Here is a 19427-nt window from a genome sequence, read left to right on the forward strand (position 1 = left end):
TCGCGACATAAGTGGTCATCCCGATCATATCGGCGACAGAAACTGCAAGATCGGCGCGGGCGGGGCGTTCTGGAGTGACGGTGGTGGCGGCGGGGAGCGGTTAGCGGACGGCGGCGAGGAGCCGGTCCACCGGCTGGTCGGCGCGGAGCAGCACGGGGACGTCGGTCACCGTGGTGCCACCACCGGCCGTCCGCAGCGGGGCGCCCACCGCGCCGGTCTGGCCACCCGGTGCCGCCGGAACGGTCACCGGCCGGTTCGACGCCGACCAGAGCACCAGTGTGCTCGACCCGCCGCGCACGAACGCGACCCCGCTCAGGGTGCCGGCCACCCCGGCGGGCAACGGCGTGACGGTGGCGCCCCGGGCCGCGTCGGCCAGGGCGGCAAGCATCCGGCCGGCCTCGCGTTCGGTGCCGTCCGGGTCGAGCAGGCCGTAGCGGACCTCACTGCCGGCCGCGTTGTTCGGGTTGTACGCCAACGGCAACCAACTGATCTCACCGATGCCCCCGGCGGCCAGCAGGGTGACCGTCTTGACCATCTCCGCCGCCCGGCTGGTCGGGTCACCGTCGCCGTCGCGCCAGAACTGCCCGACCTCCCACGCCTGGATCGGCATACCCGGCGGTGTGGTCGCGCGGAGGTAGTCCAGCAGCGGCGCCACCCCACTGAAGTGCTCGTAGAAGTGCACCTGCCGGACGTCGACCGTGCGGTCGGTCAACAGCGCCTCGGTCACCGCGAGGAAGCTGAGGCTGCGGCTGTTGGTCTCGGTGCCGAGCGCCCGGCGCAGCTGCGCCTCCCCGGTCACCGCCGGGATCTGCTGCCCCCGGGTGCCGACCCGGCGCTGGAAGTACGCCTGGTAGGCGGCGAGGGCCTCGGGCACCCGACCGGCGCGCAGCAGACGGTCGGCGATTCCCATGCCGTACGCGACGCTGCTGATGCCGGAGTCGACCACCCGCGCCGTCGGGTCGGTCGCGCGGATCGTCTCGGCGGCGGCCCGGACCAGCCGCCCGTAGTCCTCGGGGCTGCCGGCCCAGTAGCTCGGCGCGTTCACCTCGTTCTCGATGGCGTACTCCCGCACCCCGTACGGGCCGTAGCGCTGCACCACCGAGCGGACGAACCGCTGGTACGCGGCGAGGTCGCGGGGCATCGCCGACTCGGTCTTGCTCGCCGCGCCCCGGGTGTGGCGGGCGGTGCCACCGGTCGCCCAGCACACCCCGGTGCGGATCTTCAGGTGCAGGGTGATGCCCAGCTCCCGGCTGCGCGTGGCGATCTCGTCCAGCCCGGCCCAGTCCGGCTGCCCGGAGGTCCGTTCGATCTCGCACCAGGAGAGTTCCTCGTACGTCGCCGAACCGGCGATCCGGCGCAGGTACGGCGCGAACTGTTGGTAGCGCGACCAGTCCCAGTGCGCGCCGAACGGGTTGCGCGCCCCGTCGACGGCTCGGCCCGGCGCGGTGGCACCGGGCGTCGCGGCACCGGGCGTCGCGGCGGCGGTGCCGGACGGCGGTGGGTCGTCGTCGCGGGCGGTACATCCGACGGTGAGCAGGAGCGCCCCGGCGACGACGGCGGCGACCGCGCGCAGCCGGCCCGGGCGGGTCACCGGTAGCCCAGGGCGCGCAGCGTCGGGCCGGAGAAGACCCAGACCAACAGGCGCAGGAACGGGTCGAGTTCGCGGCGGTGGCTGCCCACCCGGGAGCCGTAGATCGGTGCGGTGACGCTCGCCGCGGCCCGTCGTCGCTCCGCCTCGGTGGTGTACTTCTGGGCCACGTCGTGCTGCTTGCTGTCGTAGTCGAGGATGCCGTCCTCCCACGGCTCGCCGAGGAACTCGAAGAGGCCCCGCATCGCCTTCTCCGGCTCGCTGACCGCCTGCTCGTAACGCAGCTCGTAGTAGCGGTCCGGCGGCAGCGTGGCCCCGACCGCGCGCGCGGCGCGGATGTAGCGCGGCCACTTCACCACGCACTTCACGGCGGACCAATAGCCGAACCGTTTGCGGTGTGAGACCACCACGTCGCGGCCGTCCCGGATGAGGTGCACGATCTGGGCGTCCGGGAAGACCTCGGTGACGAAGTCGAGCGACATCGCGTACAGCGGGGTCTTGTCGGCCCATCGGGTCTTGCCCCGCGCGGCGGCGTAGTCGGCGTGCACGCCGCCGAAGAAGTCCCGGATCCGGCGCAGCCAGTCCTCCCGGGGAAAGCCGAAGCGGGCCAGCCGCTCCCAGTCCCGGCCGACGATGCGTCGCAGGTCCGGCAGGAACCGGGTCTCCGGGCCGCAGCTGATCCGCGAGTGCGAGTCGAGGACGAGACGCACCATCGTGGTGCCCGACCGCTGGCACCCGACCAGGAAGATCGGCGCGGTGCGGGGCGCGGGTTCAGCCACGGTCGGCCGCCTTCGTCTCGGATCGGGCGTCGGCCGCGGCGCGGTCGAGCCGGTCGGCCAGCTCGTCGCAGCGGACCCGGACGCGGGGGTCGATCGGCAGCCGCCGGTCGCCCGCCGCGCCGTGCGACTCGCGTGGGGCGATGTGCGCGTGCAGCCGGGGATGGTAGGGGAAGTCGAGGAAGGCGCAGAGCCGTTCGAGCTGCGCGGCGGGCTCCGCGACCAGGCTGTCGTAGCGGCACAGCAGCACGTCGGCCCGCCGGTCCAGGCCGAGCTGGAAGACCAGCGAGTTGCGGACGTACCAGAACAGCGCCGCGCCGCTGTGCGGGTCCAACCGCTGCGGGTCGTGGGCCCGGATCAGCTCGACGGTGTCGGCGTCGAGCCGTTGCCCCTGCCACCGCCGGCCGATGCTGCCGTCGGCGATCGCCCGCAGGGCCCGCAGGTTGGCGTCACCGAACTTGGCGACCTCGGAGCGGGCCCGGTCGTCGACGTCGCGGTAGACCCAGAGGGCCCGTCCCGGCGTCAGCCCCGGCAGGGCCAGCAGCCCGTCCACGCGGTGGCTCTCGCACAGTGGCTTGACCAGGACGTACGCGTGTCGGCTGCGCTGGAGGACGGCGGTCAGCACCGGGTCCGGGCGCAGTTGGAAGCGGTGGAAGAGGGTCCTGTCGTTCTCGTTGTGGACCTCGACCTCGGGGGCCGCGTCCAGACCCCGGACCAGCATGTTCGTGCCGGAGCGTTGCAGACCGACCAGGTAGACCGGCATCGCCGAGCCGGGCGCCCGGCCGGCCCGCCGTCGCCAGCGACGCTTCGCCAGGGCGGTGCCGATCCGGTCGACCGGGTTGAGGCGGTCCTCCTCGATCAGTCGTCCGATCCCCTCGGTACGCGCCCAGCGCAGATGCCGCCCGATCCTGCGCACGGTGTACGCGAGTGCGGAGACCTCGTTGTCGGCTGCCACGGGTCCTCCTCGTCGGGCGCCGGCCCGGCCCGGTGCGCAGCGGGCGCGACCGGCGGCAGCCAGGTTATCGGGAGATCGTGGCCAGAGGCCAGGCTGCGGACCGCACGGGTAGACGAAGATCAACCGTTCAGCCGACATGCGAAACGTGAGCTGGACTCGCCGACTCGCCCTGCATACCGTGGGCCGTGGCCGGGGCGGGCAGACCTCGGTCATCACCTCCGGGCCCGGTTCGCCCGATCGACGTGAGCAGGCCGAGTCGATGCGCGTGCTGCATGTGAACAAGTTCCTCTACCGCCGTGGCGGCGCCGAGGGCTATCTGCTCGATCTCGCCGACCTGCAACGGGCCGCCGGCGACACGGTCGCCTCCTTCGGCATGAGCCACCCGGAGAACGAGTCGGCACTGCCGTACGCGGCGCGGTTCCCGTCCGAAGTGGAGCTGGAACCGGCGCCGTCCGGACTGCGGCCCCGCGCGGTGGCCGCCGGGCGGATGCTGTGGTCGCCGACCAGCCGCCGCGGGCTGGCCCGGGTGATCGACGACTTCCGTCCGGACGTGCTGCACCTGCACAACATCTACCACCAGCTCTCCCCGTCGGTGCTCGCCGCGGCCCGCTCGGCCGGTGTGCCCTGCGTGCTGACCCTGCACGACTACAAACTCGCCTGCCCGAGCTACCAACTGCTGGACCGGGGTCGCCCCTGCCAGGCGTGCGTCACCGGCGGCCCCTTGCAGGCGGCCCGACGCCGCTGCAAGGACGGCTCGCTGTCCCGCAGCGGCCTGCTCGCGGTCGAGTCCTGGCTGCACCGCCAGTTCGACGCGTACGACCCGGTGCAGGTCTTCGTCAGCCCGAGCGAGTTCCTGGCCGACGTGATGCGCCGCGCGGGCGTCTACCCGGACCGGCTGCGGGTGGTGAACCACTTCGTCGACCTGAGCGGCGTCGCGGCCAAACAGACCCCCGGCGGCGGCGTCGTCTTCGCCGGCCGGTTGGCGGCGGAAAAGGGAGTCGACGTGCTGGTCGAGGCGGTCGCCGCGCTGCCGGACGGGGTTACCGTGGACGTCGCCGGGGACGGCCCGGCCCGCCCCGCGCTGGAGGCGCTCGCGGCGCGACGGGTGCCCGGCCGGGTCCGGTTCCACGGTCGCCTCGACAAGCCACGCCTGCACGAGCTGATCCGGTCGGCGGCCGTGGTCGCCGTTCCGTCCCGCTGGCACGAGAACCAGCCGATGGCGGTGTTGGAGGCGTTCGCCTGCGGCGTGCCGGTGGTCACCACCGACCTGGGTGGGCTTCCCGAGCTGGTCGAGCCCGGTGTGGACGGCCGCGTCGTCGCCGCCGACCAGCCGACGGCTCTCGGTGCCGCGTTGAACGACATCCTGGCCGATCCCCAACGGGCGTACCGGATGGGCCGGGCCGGCCGGGCCAAGGTCGCCGCCCGGTTCGATCCGGAGAAGCACCTCACCCGGATCCGTGCGCTGTACGCGGAGGCCGCCGAGGCGCTGCCGTCCCGGCGGCGGAGGCAGCGGACCGCCGCCGGTGGGGGAGCGGCCCGGTGAGTCGGGTGCGGGTGCTCTACCTGGCCGGCAGCGGTCGCAGTGGCAGCACGCTGGTGACCACCGTCCTGGGACAACTGCCGGGCTTCTTCGCCGCCGGTGAGCTGCGGTACCTGTGGCGGCGCGGCATCCTGGAGAACCGGCCCTGCGGTTGCGGTTCCCCGCTTGCCGACTGCCCACTCTGGGCCCGGGTGCGCGCCGACCTGACCGACGCCGACCCGGCCGGGATCGCCGCCCGGCTGGCCGAGCGGCTGCGCCTGCGCAGGCTGCCCGCCCTGCTGCGCCGCCAGTTCCGGGGGCGACCACCGGTGCCAAGCCACCCCGACGACAACCACCTGGCCCGGCTCTACGCCTCGATCGCCACACACACCCTTCCCCAGGGCGGCGTCATCGTCGACTCCTCCAAACTGCCGCCGTACGGCGCCCTGGTCGGCAGCCTGCCCGACATCGACCTGTACGTCCTGCACGTGGTGCGCGATCCGCGCGCCACCGCGTACTCCTGGCGTCGCCGCCGACGGCTGGACGGGCGTGCCGACGACCAGCTGATGAGCCGGCCGCCGGTCGGCAAGGCCGCGCTGCTCTGGCTGGTCTGGAACACCGCGACCGGACGACTGTGGGGTGGCCGCGACGACCGTTACCTGCGGGTGCGGTACGAGGACTTCGTGGTCGACCCGGCCGGTGTCACCGCCCGGATCGCCCGATTCGTCGGCGCGGACACCGACGAGCTTCCGTTTCCGACACCGCACACGGCACGCCTCACCCCCACCCACTCGGTCGCCGGGAACCCCGCCCGGCACCGCACCGGCCTGGTCGAGGTGGTCGCCGACACCGAGTGGCTGACCGGGCTGTCCACCCGCGCGTACGCCGTGGTGACCGGGCTGACCTGGCCGCTGCTGTCCCGGTTCGGTTACCGGTTGCGCCGCCCGGCGGTCACCACTGTCGCCGCCACCCGCCGTCCGGACCCGGTGGTCCCCTCGTCACCCGCCACCCGGCAGGAAGGCTGAACGATGCTCTCACTGGTGGTGGGCACCGGTCGCTGCGGTTCGACCCTGGTCCAGGAGCTGCTCTCCCGGCATCCCACGGTCGGTTTCGTCTCCGGCCTGGACGACAAACTCGCCCGGCTCAACCCCAAGGGCAGGTTCAACGGCCTGCTCTACCGGCGCTCGGCGCCGCGTCCGGCGGGGATGACCTCGCTGCGGCACAGCCGACGGTTGCTGGAGCGGGGCCGGCTCCGGGTGGCACCGTCGGAGGCGTACCACCTGCTCGACCGGCAGGTGCTTGCCGGCTTCTCCCGGCCGTGCCGGGACCTGCTGGCCGAGGACCTGACGCCGTTCGTGGCCCGGCGGCTGCGGGCCTTCTTCGACGAGCGGATCGCCCGGCAGGGCTGCCAACTTCTGGTGCAGCACGTCACCGGGTGGCCGCGCACCGGCCTGCTGCACGCCGCGTACCCGGAGTTGCGGGTCATCAACGTGGTGCGTGACGGCCGGGCGGTGGCCAACTCGTGGCTTCAGATGGGCTGGTGGGACGGCTGGCGCGGGCCGGACAACTGGATCTACGGCCCGCTCCCGTCCGACCTGCGGGAGGAGTGGGTCGAGTCCGGTCGCTCCTTCCAGGTGCTCGCCGCGCTGGGCTGGAAGATGCTGATGGAGGCCTTCGCGCAGGCGCGGTTGCGTCACCCGGCCGAGCAGTGGTTGGACGTGCGCTACGAGGACCTGGTCGAGCAGCCGCGTGAACAGGTCGGCCGGATGCTCGACTTCCTCGGCCTGAACTGGTCGACCGCCTTCGAGAAGGGCTTCTCCCGGTACGACTTCACCGCCGGACGGGCGGCGGCGTACCGGGACGAACTCGGGCCGACGCAGCTGGCCGCGATCGAACGGTCGTTGGAGAAGCCGCTGGCCGAGTGGGGCTACCCGGTCTAGCCGCCCCGCCGGGACGACCGTGCCGTCGCGGGCGCCCGGCGCTATCGACGGGCGTCGTGCTGGGCGGCTAATCTTTGGCCCCACACCCTCGATGTGAGGAGATACGATGGCGCGCCGTACCGGTCGGCCCTCCTACCTGCTGGACAAGGCCGATGGACGGCATCGCCGCACCGCGCGCTTCGCGGCCGTCGCGGGTGGAGTCGCGCTGGTCACCGCCCTGCTGGGTGGCCTGATCGGTTACCAGGTGGGCCGCCCGGACGCCACCGAGGCGGCCATCGCGTCCATCAAGCAGGACGAGGCGAAGCGGGACGCCCAGCAGATCGCGGAGCTGATCGAGACGGCCCGGCGCGTCCGCGACCAGGTCGCGCCCATCCTGGCCGCCATCAAGACGGAGACGACCGCCGGACGTGCGCCGGACGCGGCGAAGGCGCGCCAATGGCAGGAGACCATGCGCCAGGCGGCCGCGCCGTTCGCGGAACCGCCGTCGGGGACCACCGCCACCAACGTGGCGCGCGGCGGGCTACGCGGAGCGATCCAGCAGGCGTCGCTGGCCGTGGACACCTACGCGCTGGCCGCCGGTGTTCCGACCGCGCAGCGGGGGGCGTTGCTGGACGTCACCGCGCGGCAGGCGGCCGAGGCGGCGACGGTCTGGTCGGTCGCGGCGACCCAGCTCGACCAGGTCAGCGTGGACGCCGGCCGCGGCCACCAACACGTGTTCCTGGACACAGACCCCCACGAGGGGGCCCTCACCCCGGACGGGGCGGCCGAGGGAACCGGTGGCTAAGGCACGTTGCGGGGCAAGTGTCCGGTTTGCCGGTGGGGGACCGTATGTCGCGTGGGTCGCGCGGCCGCAAGGTGATCTTTGGGCGACCCGCCGGATCGGGTACGGTCGCTTATCGCAAAGTCTATGAATCAGATTGGCTTTCTGCGCAATGGAAGCCGAATCGGAGGGACACAGCCGTGAGGTCCCCAGCGCCGTCCGTCAGGCCGGCCTCGTCGTGGCCGTCGCCGCCCTCGCGCTGAGCGCGGGATGTGCCAAGAAGGACGACAGTGAGGTCCAGGCGAGCGGCGTCAAGCTGGTCGCGGCGGGCAAGCTGACCGTCTGCACCCACCTGCCGTACCCGCCGTTCCAGTCGAAGGACTCCAGCGGCAAGGTGACCGGCTTCGACGTCGAGATCATGGACCTGGTCGCCAAGGAGTTGGGCGTCGAGCAGACGATCATCGACACGCCGTTCGAGGGGATCAAGTCCGGCCAGGACCTGAACACCGGCAAGTGCGACGCGGCCGCCGCCGGCATGACGATCACCGAGGAACGGCGCAAGGTGATCGACTTCTCCGACCCGTACTTCGACGCCACCCAGGCGATGCTGGTGAAGACCGGCAAGACGTACAAGTCGCTCGACGACCTCAAGGGCAAGAAGCTCGGCGTCCAGGCGGCCACCACCGGTCGTGACTACGCCAAGCGGTTCGAGGCGGAGAAGGGCCTGAAGCTGGTCGAGTTCGAGGACCTCGCCGCCCTGCAGCAGGCCGTCGCCAACGGCCAGGTCGAGGCCGCCATCAACGACCTGCCGGTCTGGACCGAGTACCTGAAGAAGAACCCGGGCGGGTTCGAGGTGGCCGCCGAGTTCGACACCGGCGAGCAGTACGGCTTCCCCGTGAAGAAGGGTGCCAACCCGGAGCTGCTCAAGAAGATCAACGAGGTGCTTGCCAAGGCCAAGCAGGACGGCACCTACGACACGATCTACGAGAAGTGGATCGGCAAGCGGCCGAGCGCCTGAGCCGCGTAGCGCCTGAGCCGCGTAGCGGCCGAGCGCCTGAGCACTGCGCAGTACCGGAGGGCGCGCGTCCCGCGCGCCCTCCGACGTCGGTAACCTCCGGGAAGGCAACGAGCGAACGTGAAGCTGCGACGCCGCCAGCGGGAGCGGCTGTCCCTCGGGCTCCAGTACCTGGTCTTCATCGCCATCATCGCCGCGGTGCTGTTCGCCGCGGACTGGAACAGGCTGGCCGACGCGTTCTTCCGTGTGGACATCATCAAGTCGATGTTCCCGACGATCATCACGGTCGCGCTGCGCAACACCATCCTCTACACGCTCGGCGCGTTCGCCTTCGGCCTGGTGTTCGGCACCATCCTCGCCCTGATGCGGCTGTCCCGGGTGGTGCCGTACCGCTGGGTGGCGACGGCGTACATCGAGCTGTTCCGGGGTCTGCCCGCGCTGCTGGTGCTCTTCCTCGTCGGGTACGGCATCCCGATCGCCTTCCCGGAGCGGGAGATCCCGGGCGGCGTGTTCGGTTCGATCGCGATCGGCCTCGGGTTGACCGCCGCGGCGTACATGGCGGAGACCATCCGGGCCGGCATCCAGGCCGTGCCGAAGGGGCAGATGGAGGCGGCACGGACCCTCGGCATGTCGCACTTCACCGCCATGCGCACGATCGTGATCCCGCAGGCGTTCCGGATCGTGATCCCGCCCCTGACGAACGAGCTGATCCTGCTCACCAAGGACTCCTCGCTGGCCTACGTGCTCGGCGTGACGGCACAGACCATCGAGATCACCAAGTTCGGTCGGGACATGCTCAACGACCGGGTGAACGCCACGCCGCTGCTGGTGGCCGGCCTCGCCTACCTGGTGATCACCCTGCCGCTGTCGCAGGTGGTACGACGCCTCGAACTCCGCTACGCCAAGGCTCGGTGACCCCGATGACGACCACCCCATCCCGCCCCGCCGTGGAGATCCGCGACCTGCACAAGTCCTTCGGGCCGCTCAAGGTGCTCAAGGGCATCGACTTCGAGGTCGGCCAGGGCGAGGTGGTCTGCGTCATCGGGCCGTCCGGCTCCGGCAAGTCGACCCTGTTGCGCTGCGTCGACCTGCTGGAGGAGCCGACGGCCGGCAAGATCTGGGTGAACGGCGTCGAGATGACCGACCCGGACGTCGAGATCGACGCGGTCCGCCGCGGCATCGGCATGGTCTTCCAGTCGTTCAACCTGTTCCCGCACCTGACCGTCCTGAACAACCTCACCGTCGCCCAGCGTCGGGTGCTGCGGCGCGGTCGGGCCGAGGCCGAGCGGGTCGCGCGGGCCAACCTGGAGCGCGTCGGGCTGACCGACAAGGCCGATGCCTTTCCGGCGCAGCTCTCCGGTGGGCAGCAGCAGCGGGCGGCGATCGCCCGGTCGCTGTCGATGGAGCCGAAGCTGATGCTCTTCGACGAGCCGACCTCGGCGCTGGACCCGGAACTCGTCGGCGACGTGCTCACCGTCATGCGCAAGCTGGCCGAGGACGGCATGACGATGATGGTGGTCACCCACGAGATGGCGTTCGCCCGCGACGTAGCCGACCGGGTGGTGTTCATGGACGGTGGCGTGGTGGTCGAGCAGGGGCCGCCGCAGGACGTGCTCGGCGCGCCGAAGCACGAACGGACCCGCGCGTTCCTCTCCCGGGTCCTCGACCCGACCCACGTCGCGCGGCTCGGCCAGCCGGACCAGTCGCCCGAGCCGCCGGAGGCTCCCGGCCTGCCGGCGGACGACCGTCACCACCGCTGACCCACAGCTTCCGTACGCCTGACCGCCGGGTTGCCGCATTGACGGCAGCCCGGCGTCTGTTTGTATGTCAGGTCTATGTCAATCGACGGACGTCGTGATGTCAAGGTAATCTTTACGCAATCAGACCTGTACTTTCGTCGATGGATTACATAAGTTGCTGTCATCCATCGAAAGTTCTGAGTCTTCCGAGCAAAGTACGCGACGAGCCTCACCCTCGGTCGCGCCACCGCCCTGTGCGCGGCGGTCGCTGCACCCTGCCCTCGTCGCGTCTTCGCCCGGTCGGGAACGGAGACCCATGGACGATCACGCTGGTGGTCCTCACCGCCACCTGTCCCGCAGATCGCTGATCGCCACCGGCGCGCTGGCCGCCGGGGCGTTGGGCGCGTCCGCCCCAACCATCGGCACCGCGTTCGGTGGCAGCCCCGCCAGGGCCGCCGCCGGCGTCACGAAGAAGGTCACCATCTACGCCGAGCAGTTGCCCGGCAACCTGTTCGGGTACGGCCTCGCACCCGGTCAGGCCACGGTTCCGGGCCCGATCCTGGAGATGTACGAGGGTGACACCCTGGAGATCACCCTGGTCAACACCACCACCCAGCGGCTCTCCATCCATCCGCACGGGGTGGACTACAGCACCGAATCCGACGGCAGCCCGTTCAACGCCTCGTTCAACGAACCGGGCGAGACGCGGACGTACGTCTGGCGCTCGCACGAGATGGTGGCCGCTTCGGGCCGGCGGTACATGCCGGGCAGCGCCGGCTACTGGCACTACCACGATCACGCGATGGGCACCGACCACGGCACCGCCGGTGTCGCGAAGGGCCTGTACGGGGCGCTGATCGTCCGGCGGCGCGGCGACATCCTGCCGTCGAAGCAGTTCACCGCCGTGTTCCACGACATGATGATCAACAACAAGATGGCCCCGGCGACGCCGATGTTCGAGGCGAACCTCGGCGAGCGCGTGGAGTGGATCGCCATCGGCCACGGCAACCTGTTCCACACCTTCCACCTGCACGCGCATCGCTGGGCGGACAACCGCACCGGGATGTTGGAGGGGCCGAGCGACCCGAGCCTGGTGGTCGACAACAAGGACCTCAATCCCGGCAGCTCGTTCGGCTTCCAGGTGCTGGCCGGAGAGGGCGTCGGCCCCGGCGCCTGGATGTACCACTGCCACGTGCAGTCGCACTCCGACGGCGGCATGGCCGGGATCTTCCTGGTGCGCAACGCCGACGGCAGCATGCCGCCGGGTGCCGAGGAGGCGATCCACCGGTTCCAGGGCCACACCCACACGCAGCACGGAAGCTGACCGAACCGAAAGTGGGGACGGGCATGACCAGAAACCTACGACGAACCCTCGCCGCGGTAGCGGCCCTCGCGACACTGATCCCGGCGTCGACGGCGGCCGCAGCCGCGCCACGAACGGCAGCCGCCCCCCAGGCGGCGCAACCGCAGAAGACCGCGGTCCTGGTGTTCCACGGACCGGTGGCCGAGCAACAGGACCCGGTTTCGCGCGCGGTGGACACCATCAAACAACTCGCTGCCGGTCATGACATCGATGTCACGGCCACCACCGACCCCGGCATGTTCACCACGGCCGGGCTGTCCGCGTACCGCAGCGTGGTCTTTCTCTCCGCGACGGGCGCCGCGCTGAACCGCGACCAGGAGTCGGCGCTGCAAAGCTACGTGAAGGCCGGCGGCGGCTTCGTCGGCATCGCCGACGCCGCCCGCGCCCAGGTCGACTCCACCTGGTTCACCGGGCTGATCGGCACCCGCCCGGCCGGCGCCATCCCGGTGGCCGAGCCGGTGGCCCGGGTGACCGCCAGCGGTGAGAACCCGCCCAACGAGACCAAGGAGAAGCTGACCGACGGCGACGCCAACACCAAGTGGCTGGTCCGCACCCCGACCGGCTGGGTGGCCTACGAGCTGGCCGCGGCCAAGCGGATCACCGGGTACGCGCTCACGTCGGCCAACGACTCCGCCGGCCGGGACCCCAAGGACTGGACCCTGCAGGGCTCCACGGACGGTCAGACCTGGACCGATCTGGACCGCCGCACCGGACAGACCTTCCCGGAGCGGTTCCAGACCCGCCGGTTCGACATCGCCGCGCCGCAGGAGTTCACCCGCTACCGGCTGAACGTCACCGCGAACAGCGGTGAGCCGCTGGTCCAGCTCGCCGACCTGCGCCTGTTCACCGGCAGCACCACCGCCCCGGAGCCGCCCGCGGTGAACCGCGCGGTGGTGAACATCCTGGACCGCAAGCACCCGGCCACGGCGTCGCTGCCGATGACCCTCACCCGGTCCGACCGCTGGGAGAACTGGGACCCGAACCCGATCGGCAGCGTGCACACGCTCGCCCAGGTCGAGGAGCGGCACTACAACCCGGGAGCGGGCGCCAACGGCGCCTTCCACCCGGTGTCCTGGTGCCGGGACTACGACGGCGGCCGGTCGTTCTACACCGGCATGGGCCACACCGAGGGCAGCTACGGTGAGGAGGCGTTCCGCAAGCACCTCGCCGGGGCCCTCAACTGGACCACCGGTCGGGTACGCGGCGACTGCCAGGCCACCATCGCCGCGAACTACAAGGTGGAGCGGCTCACCGCCGCCAACCAGACCGGGCAGCTGGACCAGATCGGCGAGCCGCACGGGCTCACCATCGCGCCCGACGGCACGGTCTTCTACGTCGGCAAGGCGGCCTGCCCGAGCGGTCCGATCGCGGACTGGAACAACCCGAACGTCGGCCTGGGCTGCGGCACCATCCACTCCTGGGACCCGCGTACCAAGCAGGTCAAACTGCTCACCACCCTGGAGGTGATGGGCAACCGGGGCAGCGGGTCGGAGTTGGTGAAGAACGAGGAGGGCCTGCTCGGCATCGTGCCCGACCCCGCGTTCGCCGACAACGGCTGGCTCTACGTCTACTGGATGCCGCACGACTCGATCGACCGGGTGAAGCGGGTCGGTCAACGGACCGTCTCGCGGTTCACCTACGACCGGCAGGCGCAGACCATCGACCAGGCCACCCGCAAGGATCTGTTGCAGTTCCCGGTGCAGATCCACAGCTGCTGCCACGCCGGTGGCGGCATGGCGTTCGACGCCAAGGGCAACCTCTACGTCGGCTCCGGCGACAACAACTCCTCGGAGGGATCGCAGGGCTACTCCGGCAACAACTGGACCCAGGAGTACCAGGGAATCTCCTTCCAGGACGCCCGCCGCACCTCGGGTAACACCAACGACCTCGCCGGCAAGATCATCCGCATTCACCCGGAGCCGGACGGCACGTACACCATCCCCGAGGGCAACCTGTTCCCACCGGGCACCGAGAAGACCCGGCCGGAGATCTACGTGATGGGCGTGCGCAACATCGCCCGCCTCCAGATCGACCCGGTGCACCAGTGGCTGACCGCCGGCTGGGTCGGCCCGGACGCCTCGTCGCCCAGCCCCACCCTCGGCCCGGCGAAGTACGAGACGGCCACCATCATCACCTCGGCCGGAAACCAGGGCTGGCCGTACTGCATGGGCAACCGGCAGCCGTACCGGGACCGCAGCAGCACCGACGCGACCGTGCTGACCGGCTGGTACGACTGCGACAACCTGAAGAACACCTCACCGCGCAACACCGGGCTGGAGGACATCCCGGCGGCCCGGGACAACATGATCTGGTATTCGCCGGACGGCGGCGGCCCGGTGTTCCCGAAGCGGACCGACGGCAGCGGCCTGCCGACCTACGTGGCGGCCGACGCCACCTACACGCAGCCGTACCTCCGCGGCGGCGGACAGGCCATCATGTCCGGCCCGACGTACCACCGCAGCCTCGTCGACACCAACAGTGGCGTGGCGTGGCCGGAGCACTGGGACGGCAAGTGGTTCATCGGCGACCAGTCGAACGCGTCCAACCGGGTCGCGGTCACCGTCGACCCGGCCGGGGTGCCGCAGGCCGCCCCACCCGTGTACGCCGAGTCGCTGCGGGCCATCATCCCGAGCGGCAACGGCGACACCAAGTTGCAGAGCTGGATGGACGCCAAGTTCGGCCCGGACGGCGCGCTCTACCTGCTCGACTACGGCGGCGGGTTCTTCAGCCTGCACGCCAACCAGAAGCTGATCCGGATCACCTACACCGGTGGCGCGCCCACCCCGGCGCCGGCGGCCACCTCGGTCGCCGTGCAGAACAAGCCGCTGACCATCGCCTTCACCGGCTCCCGCTCCGGCGGCGTCAGCCACCGCTGGGAGTTCGGCGACGGGGCCACGTCGACCGAGGCGGACCCCCGACACACGTACGCCAGGGTCGGCACGTACACCGCGAAGCTCACCGTCACGTACGCCGACGGTCAGACGGAGACGGTGCAGACCACGGTGACGGTGGGCTGCGCGGTGCCCGACGACCGGTCGACCGTGTGGCTCGGCGACACCGACACCGGGGTGCCCAGTCGTACGGTCGGGCAGGGTTGCACCGCCAACGACCTGATCGACGACGAGAGCACCTGGGCCGACCACAACACCTTCGTCCGGCACGTGACCGAGGTGGCCCGCGCGTTGCAGGACGACGATCTGCTCACCGCCCGGGAGGCCGGCACCCTGACCCGGCTGGCCGCCGCGTCCGAGATCGGACGGGACGGGCACACCGGGTACGAGCCGCTCTTCGACGGCACCGCCGAGTCACTGCGCGGCTGGCAGCAGGCACCGACGGGATCGTTCTCGATCCAGCCGGACGGGTCGCTGCGGCCCAGCGGTGGTCTGGGGATGCTCTGGCACACCAGGGAACTGGGCGACTTCTCGCTGAAGTTGCAGTTCAAGGACATCGCGCCGGGCACCGGCCGGGCCAACACCGGCGTCTTCATCCGGTTCCCGGACCTGCGAACCCCCCTGGAACAGCGACCACCGGGCAGTTGCGGCACCGTCGGTTCGGCGCGGACCTCGACCGCCTGGATGGCGATCTACTGCGGACACGAGATCCAGATCTACGACGGTGACACCGGTGAACCGCAGAAGACCGGTTCGGTCTACAACTTCGACCCGGTGCCGCTCGCCCAGGCCGGCGTGACGCCGAAGAACGAGTGGAACGACTACGAGATCCGCGCCGTCGGCCAGCACTACACGATGATCCGCAACGGCGTGGTGATCAACGAGTTCGACAACACGCCGGGCAAGCAGTCCTCGCGTGCCGGCGACCCACCGACCGACCTGCGGCAGTTCCTGCGCGGCTTCATCGGTCTACAGAACCACGGTGACAACGACCTGGCCGAGTTCCGCAACGTCCGCGTACGGGAACTCTAGGAGAGACGATGACCCGACGACTGACGGCCGCGTTGGCGGCGTTCCTGCTGACGGTGATCCCGTTGGCGGTAACGCCCGCCTCCGCCGCCCCCCGTGCCGCCGCCGACCAGGTGTTGACCTGGACCGCCGACGACAGCATCACCCGCTACAAGTCCGCGCCCACCACGGCCGTGGCCGGAGCGACCACGATCATCTGGGAGAACAGCGCGGCCACCGGCAACACCACCGGGATGCCGCACACCCTGACCTTCGACACCAGCACCGAGGGCTACAACCACGATGTCACAGTCAACATCCTGGCCAGCCCGTTCGACGCCAACGACGGCCGCCACCAGGCGACCGTGACGCTGACCCCGGGCCGGTACCGGTACTTCTGCTCGATCCCGGGGCACAGCTCGATGGTCGGTGAGCTGGTGGTCACCGAGGGCGGTGGAGGCGGCGACACCACGGCGCCGACCGTGACCGCCACCGTGTCCGGCGACCAGGACCCCGACGGCAACTACCTCGGTGCGGCCACGGTGACCGTGACGGCCACCGACGCCGACTCGGGTGTGCAGACCGTCGAGTACCAGGTCGACGACACCAGCTTCCAGCCGTACACCGAGCCGGTGCGGGTGACCGCGATCGGCGACCACTCGGTGCAGTTCCGCGCCACCGACCAGGCCGGCAACACCAGCGCCGTCGGCTCGGTGGCGTTCCGGATCGTCGAGCCGGGGGAGGAGGACACCACCGCGCCGGTGGTCACGGCCGCCCTGGCCGGCGACCGCGACGGCGACGGCAACTACATCGGTACGGCCACCGCCACGTTGACCGCCACCGACAGCGGATCCGGTGTCGCCACCATCGAGTACGCGCTGGACGGGGCCGCCTTCACCGGGTACACGAATCCGATCGTCGTGAACACGGTCGGGATGCACATGCTGCACTACCGGGCGACCGACGCCGCCGGTAACACGTCGGCCGAACAGATGGCCCACTTCACCGTCGTCGAGCCGCAGGCTGAGGACACCACCCCGCCCACGGTCGCCGCCACGGTGACCGGTGACCGCGACGACGACGGCGCGTACGTCGGCGCCGCGACCGTGACCGTGACGGCAACCGACGCCGAGTCGGGTGTGGCGAAGACCGAGTACGCGCTCGACTCCGGTGGCTGGACCGCGTACACCGCCCCGGTCGCCGTCCGCACCCCCGGCCCGCACACCGTGCGGTACCGGGCGAGCGACACGGCGGGGAACTCGTCCGCCGAGCAGTCGACGACGTTCACCGTGGTGGCCGACGGCACCGACGGTTGCCCCGCCTCGGACACCCGGGCCACGGTGATCATCGACGGTGACGACACCGGCGTCGCCAACATGGACACCGGCGACGGCTGCACCATCAACGATCTGATCGACGAACACGCCGACTACCCCGGCCACGCCGCATTCGTCCGGCACGTCGAGGCGGTCACCACCGCGCTCGTGACCGGCGGCACGCTCGACCGGCGGCAGCAGGGCGCCATCGTCCGGGCCGCGGCCCGATCGGACGTCGGCGCATGAGTCCTCGAACCTCATCCACAGGGAGTACAACGATGCCCGGACGTACCGTCGCCAAGTTGGCCACCGTGAGCGCCGTCATCGCGGCCTCGGTGCTGGCCGTGGCACCCACCGCCCACGCCGACCTGGTCACCCACTGCATCGGCACCGGCGGTGCGGTGACCGTGCCCAACGACCTGCTCGTGCCTGCCGGCGAGTCCTGCGCGTTGACCGGCACCACGATCACCGGCAACGTCACCGTGGCGGCCGGCGGCAACCTGGTGGTGAGCGGTGGCCGGGTCAGCGGTGAGGTGCGCGTCGCCGCCGACGGCTACCTCGACGCGACCGAGACGACCATCGACGGCCAGGTGGTGTTGGCCGCCGGCGGGTACGGGATCTTCCTGAAGGGCGCCCGAACCGGCACCGTGACCGTGCGGCCGAAGGGTTCCACGACCATCGACAGCTTCCTGTTCGCCGAGCAGTCGACGGTCATCGGGCACGTCAACGTCAGTGCCGGTGAGGTCCGGCTCGACCGGGGCACCCAGGTGCAGCGCAACCTCAGCAGCACCGGCACCTACTACACCGACCTGCACGACTCGTTCGTCGACGGCACCCTGTCGGTGCTCAACAGCTCCACCGGCAGCGTGGTGTGCGGCAGTGCGGTGCAGGGCCGAGCCACCTTCGCCGGCAACCTGGGCGGGGTGCAGCTCGGCCCGAACGGCACCCTGGACAGTTGCGCCTCCGGCGGGTACTGGGGTCAGGACGTGAGCATCACCAGCACCACCGGTGGCGTGACCGTCGACGACAACATCATCAACGGGCAGTTGACGGTGACGTCGAACGACCCGGCCGCCCAGGTGGCCGCGAACAACCGGATCCGGGGCGGCGTGACCGGTGACCAGGCGGCGGCGACCACCAACCGGTCGGCCCGGGTGGCCGGCGCGGACCGGGAGGACGCCGGCGACCAGCGGGCCGAGGTCCGCCGTACCTCGGCCGTGCAGGAGGCCACCGAAGCGGGCGCGGCAAAGCTCTAGCTGTTGGACGCAACGGCGGCCGGTCACCCGCAAGGTGACCGGCCGCCGCCGTCGTACCGGGTCCGACCCGTCGCGGCGGCGTTTGCGTGCCGCGGACGAGTAACCACCTCCTGCGGGTCCACATGAGGGCACGGAGCCAGTTCAAAGTCGGGTCGGGCCCGGCCGGCGGGAGCAACCTCATAAAATGTGATCCGACAGCTGATTTGGGACACATCTCCGCTAGCTGACGTGCGACAGCGGCGCTACGGGACTACAGGAAGATCCTGCTGAGGCTCTCTGGGCTGCAAGCGCGCTTGGAACACAGCTCGGCGCTATTTCCCTTGCGGCGCAGCGGACATCGTCGTGATCATGGTTGCGTGACCAGAACGGCTGCGGTGTCGGCGAACGGGCGAAGCTTTTGGGCCTACGACGTGAGCATCTCGTTCCTTGCGCACGAGATGCTTGTGGTGGGTCGCGAGGGTGCTTCCGGGCCGTGGTTCGACCAGCTAGCCGGCTCACTCGCTGCGGTGGCGACTGTTGGCGGCAATGCGGGCCTGAACCTGGAGCCTGTGGTCGAGGCCGATGCGGTGGAGCCATTCGCGGCGATCGCGTCGGAGGCAGCCGCCCGGCTGGGCGCACTTCGGGTGGTGACGGAGGCGGACGCTGAGCTACGGCGAACCGAAGGGTGGCCGGTGATCTGGCGCAACCTTCATGGCCCAGCCATGCCCACCGCCCCGATGGCGGCTCTGGCGAACGCGATGATCAACCTGCTACGCGGCACGCTGCCAAAGCCGCCATTTGGCACCTGGTGGTATCTCGGACTGCCGGACGGTCCCAGCACGATCACGATGAACGGCGGATCCGACGGGTGAGCGCAACACCGTGTGATGCGCGGAGGTGCATTAGCTTGTCGCGCATCACGTGGGGGACGACTGTTGCACATCAGCCGACGGAGGACAGGCCGACTGCCGGCCGGCTGCCGGCGAAGTGGTGCAAAGTTTCTGTACGTCTTCAAGGCGGCCCTGAACGGGCCGCACGCGCCGCCGCCTGGGCGCGCGTCCGTCGCTCCGCTGGCGCTCCGACTCCGGCCACGCAACACGCCCGGCGGCTGGCGCGGAAAGCGGAAGCCCAAGGGGCCGCCGCAGAACGACAGGGCCGTGACCGGTGGTGTGGGGCCGGCAGCCGGTCAGGCCGCGCGGCCACGAGCCCGCGCGGCGTAGGGGAGTGCACGCCTGCCGCGTCGGCGACCTGGCGGTGGTCGCGGGCTCGCGGTTACTGCGCCTCCGGCGGGGGCGCTCGGGCTCCGAGATGGCTGCAAACCC

At 70.9% G+C, this 19427-nt stretch carries 15 protein-coding genes; 12 read left to right on the forward strand and 3 right to left on the reverse strand.

The genetic code is table 11. The annotated features are described in order from the left end of the window. Positions 1 to 100: 100 nt before the first annotated feature. From AB0J33_RS25510 to AB0J33_RS25520, 3 genes are read right to left on the reverse strand one after another with little or no spacing between them, the layout of a single operon-like run. Positions 101 to 1591 carry a hypothetical protein gene (locus AB0J33_RS25510; RefSeq protein ID WP_363616652.1) on the reverse strand — a complete coding sequence of 497 codons (1491 nt, stop codon included), beginning with the start codon at positions 1589 to 1591 and terminating at the stop codon, positions 101 to 103. Further along, complete coding sequence (locus tag AB0J33_RS25515; RefSeq protein WP_363616654.1) at positions 1588 to 2367, reverse strand: sulfotransferase; 780 nt, start codon at positions 2365 to 2367, stop codon at positions 1588 to 1590. Before AB0J33_RS25515 ends, AB0J33_RS25510 begins: the two co-directional genes overlap by 4 nt. Further along, positions 2360 to 3319, reverse strand: coding sequence for a hypothetical protein (locus AB0J33_RS25520; RefSeq protein WP_363616656.1), 960 nt, complete (start codon positions 3317 to 3319; stop codon positions 2360 to 2362). Before AB0J33_RS25520 ends, AB0J33_RS25515 begins: the two co-directional genes overlap by 8 nt. A 259-nt stretch (positions 3320 to 3578) precedes the next feature. On the opposite strand from AB0J33_RS25520, the gene AB0J33_RS25525 reads away from it, so the two are divergent. The 12 genes from AB0J33_RS25525 (at position 3579) to AB0J33_RS25580 (ending at position 18977) form a co-directional block, all read left to right on the forward strand. Next, a complete protein-coding gene (locus tag AB0J33_RS25525; RefSeq protein WP_363616658.1) occupies positions 3579 to 4862 on the forward strand; it encodes a glycosyltransferase in 1284 nt (427 codons plus the stop codon). Continuing rightward, positions 4859 to 5863 carry a sulfotransferase gene (locus tag AB0J33_RS25530; protein ID WP_363616660.1) on the forward strand — a complete coding sequence of 335 codons (1005 nt, stop codon included), beginning with the start codon at positions 4859 to 4861 and terminating at the stop codon, positions 5861 to 5863. The genes AB0J33_RS25525 and AB0J33_RS25530 overlap by 4 nt, the downstream gene beginning before the upstream one ends. A 3-nt stretch (positions 5864 to 5866) precedes the next feature. Continuing rightward, positions 5867 to 6778, forward strand: coding sequence for a sulfotransferase (locus AB0J33_RS25535; protein ID WP_363616662.1), 912 nt, complete (start codon positions 5867 to 5869; stop codon positions 6776 to 6778). Positions 6779 to 6884: 106 nt separating this feature from the next. After that, positions 6885 to 7562 (forward strand): hypothetical protein, encoded by a 678-nt coding sequence (locus AB0J33_RS25540; RefSeq protein ID WP_363616664.1) that lies wholly within the window; start codon positions 6885 to 6887, stop codon positions 7560 to 7562. Positions 7563 to 7710: 148 nt separating this feature from the next. Continuing rightward, the gene (locus AB0J33_RS25545; protein ID WP_363616666.1) at positions 7711 to 8556 is read left to right on the forward strand and encodes a basic amino acid ABC transporter substrate-binding protein; all 846 of its coding nucleotides are present in this window, start codon (positions 7711 to 7713) and stop codon (positions 8554 to 8556) included. A 117-nt stretch (positions 8557 to 8673) separates the two neighbouring features. Continuing rightward, positions 8674 to 9468 (forward strand): amino acid ABC transporter permease, encoded by a 795-nt coding sequence (locus AB0J33_RS25550; protein ID WP_363616668.1) that lies wholly within the window; start codon positions 8674 to 8676, stop codon positions 9466 to 9468. 5 nt (positions 9469 to 9473) lie between these two features. Further along, entirely contained in the window at positions 9474 to 10313 is an 840-nt protein-coding gene (locus tag AB0J33_RS25555) for an amino acid ABC transporter ATP-binding protein (RefSeq protein WP_363616670.1), read from the forward strand. 295 nt (positions 10314 to 10608) lie between these two features. Next, positions 10609 to 11616 (forward strand): multicopper oxidase domain-containing protein, encoded by a 1008-nt coding sequence (locus AB0J33_RS25560; RefSeq protein ID WP_363616672.1) that lies wholly within the window; start codon positions 10609 to 10611, stop codon positions 11614 to 11616. Positions 11617 to 11639: 23 nt separating this feature from the next. After that, entirely contained in the window at positions 11640 to 15578 is a 3939-nt protein-coding gene (locus AB0J33_RS25565) for a ThuA domain-containing protein (RefSeq protein WP_363616674.1), read from the forward strand. Between the two features lie 8 nt (positions 15579 to 15586). Continuing rightward, the gene (locus AB0J33_RS25570; RefSeq protein WP_363616676.1) at positions 15587 to 17116 is read left to right on the forward strand and encodes a plastocyanin/azurin family copper-binding protein; all 1530 of its coding nucleotides are present in this window, start codon (positions 15587 to 15589) and stop codon (positions 17114 to 17116) included. A 32-nt stretch (positions 17117 to 17148) separates the two neighbouring features. Then, a complete protein-coding gene (locus AB0J33_RS25575; protein WP_363616678.1) occupies positions 17149 to 18126 on the forward strand; it encodes a hypothetical protein in 978 nt (325 codons plus the stop codon). A gap of 356 nt (positions 18127 to 18482) precedes the next feature. Continuing rightward, the gene (locus AB0J33_RS25580) at positions 18483 to 18977 is read left to right on the forward strand and encodes a hypothetical protein (RefSeq protein WP_363616680.1); all 495 of its coding nucleotides are present in this window, start codon (positions 18483 to 18485) and stop codon (positions 18975 to 18977) included. The last annotated feature ends 450 nt before the right edge of the window (positions 18978 to 19427 follow it).

The sequence above is a fragment of the Micromonospora sp. NPDC049645 genome (assembly GCF_040675155.1).
In the GTDB taxonomy this organism is placed as follows: Bacteria; Actinomycetota; Actinomycetes; order Mycobacteriales; family Micromonosporaceae; genus Micromonospora.

What these genes read in the sequence shown, in the direction of transcription:
- AB0J33_RS25525 (WP_363616658.1), top strand. Translation starts at nt 3,579, where the DNA reads ATGCGCGTGCTGCATGTGAACAAGTTCCTCTACCGCCGTGGCGGCGCC.
- AB0J33_RS25535 (WP_363616662.1), top strand. Translation starts at nt 5,867, where the DNA reads ATGCTCTCACTGGTGGTGGGCACCGGTCGCTGCGGTTCGACCCTGGTC.
- AB0J33_RS25540 (WP_363616664.1), top strand. Translation starts at nt 6,885, where the DNA reads ATGGCGCGCCGTACCGGTCGGCCCTCCTACCTGCTGGACAAGGCCGAT.
- AB0J33_RS25545 (WP_363616666.1), top strand. Translation starts at nt 7,711, where the DNA reads ATGGAAGCCGAATCGGAGGGACACAGCCGTGAGGTCCCCAGCGCCGTC.
- AB0J33_RS25555 (WP_363616670.1), top strand. Translation starts at nt 9,474, where the DNA reads ATGACGACCACCCCATCCCGCCCCGCCGTGGAGATCCGCGACCTGCAC.
- AB0J33_RS25560 (WP_363616672.1), top strand. Translation starts at nt 10,609, where the DNA reads ATGGACGATCACGCTGGTGGTCCTCACCGCCACCTGTCCCGCAGATCG.
- AB0J33_RS25565 (WP_363616674.1), top strand. Translation starts at nt 11,640, where the DNA reads ATGACCAGAAACCTACGACGAACCCTCGCCGCGGTAGCGGCCCTCGCG.
- AB0J33_RS25570 (WP_363616676.1), top strand. Translation starts at nt 15,587, where the DNA reads ATGACCCGACGACTGACGGCCGCGTTGGCGGCGTTCCTGCTGACGGTG.
- AB0J33_RS25575 (WP_363616678.1), top strand. Translation starts at nt 17,149, where the DNA reads ATGCCCGGACGTACCGTCGCCAAGTTGGCCACCGTGAGCGCCGTCATC.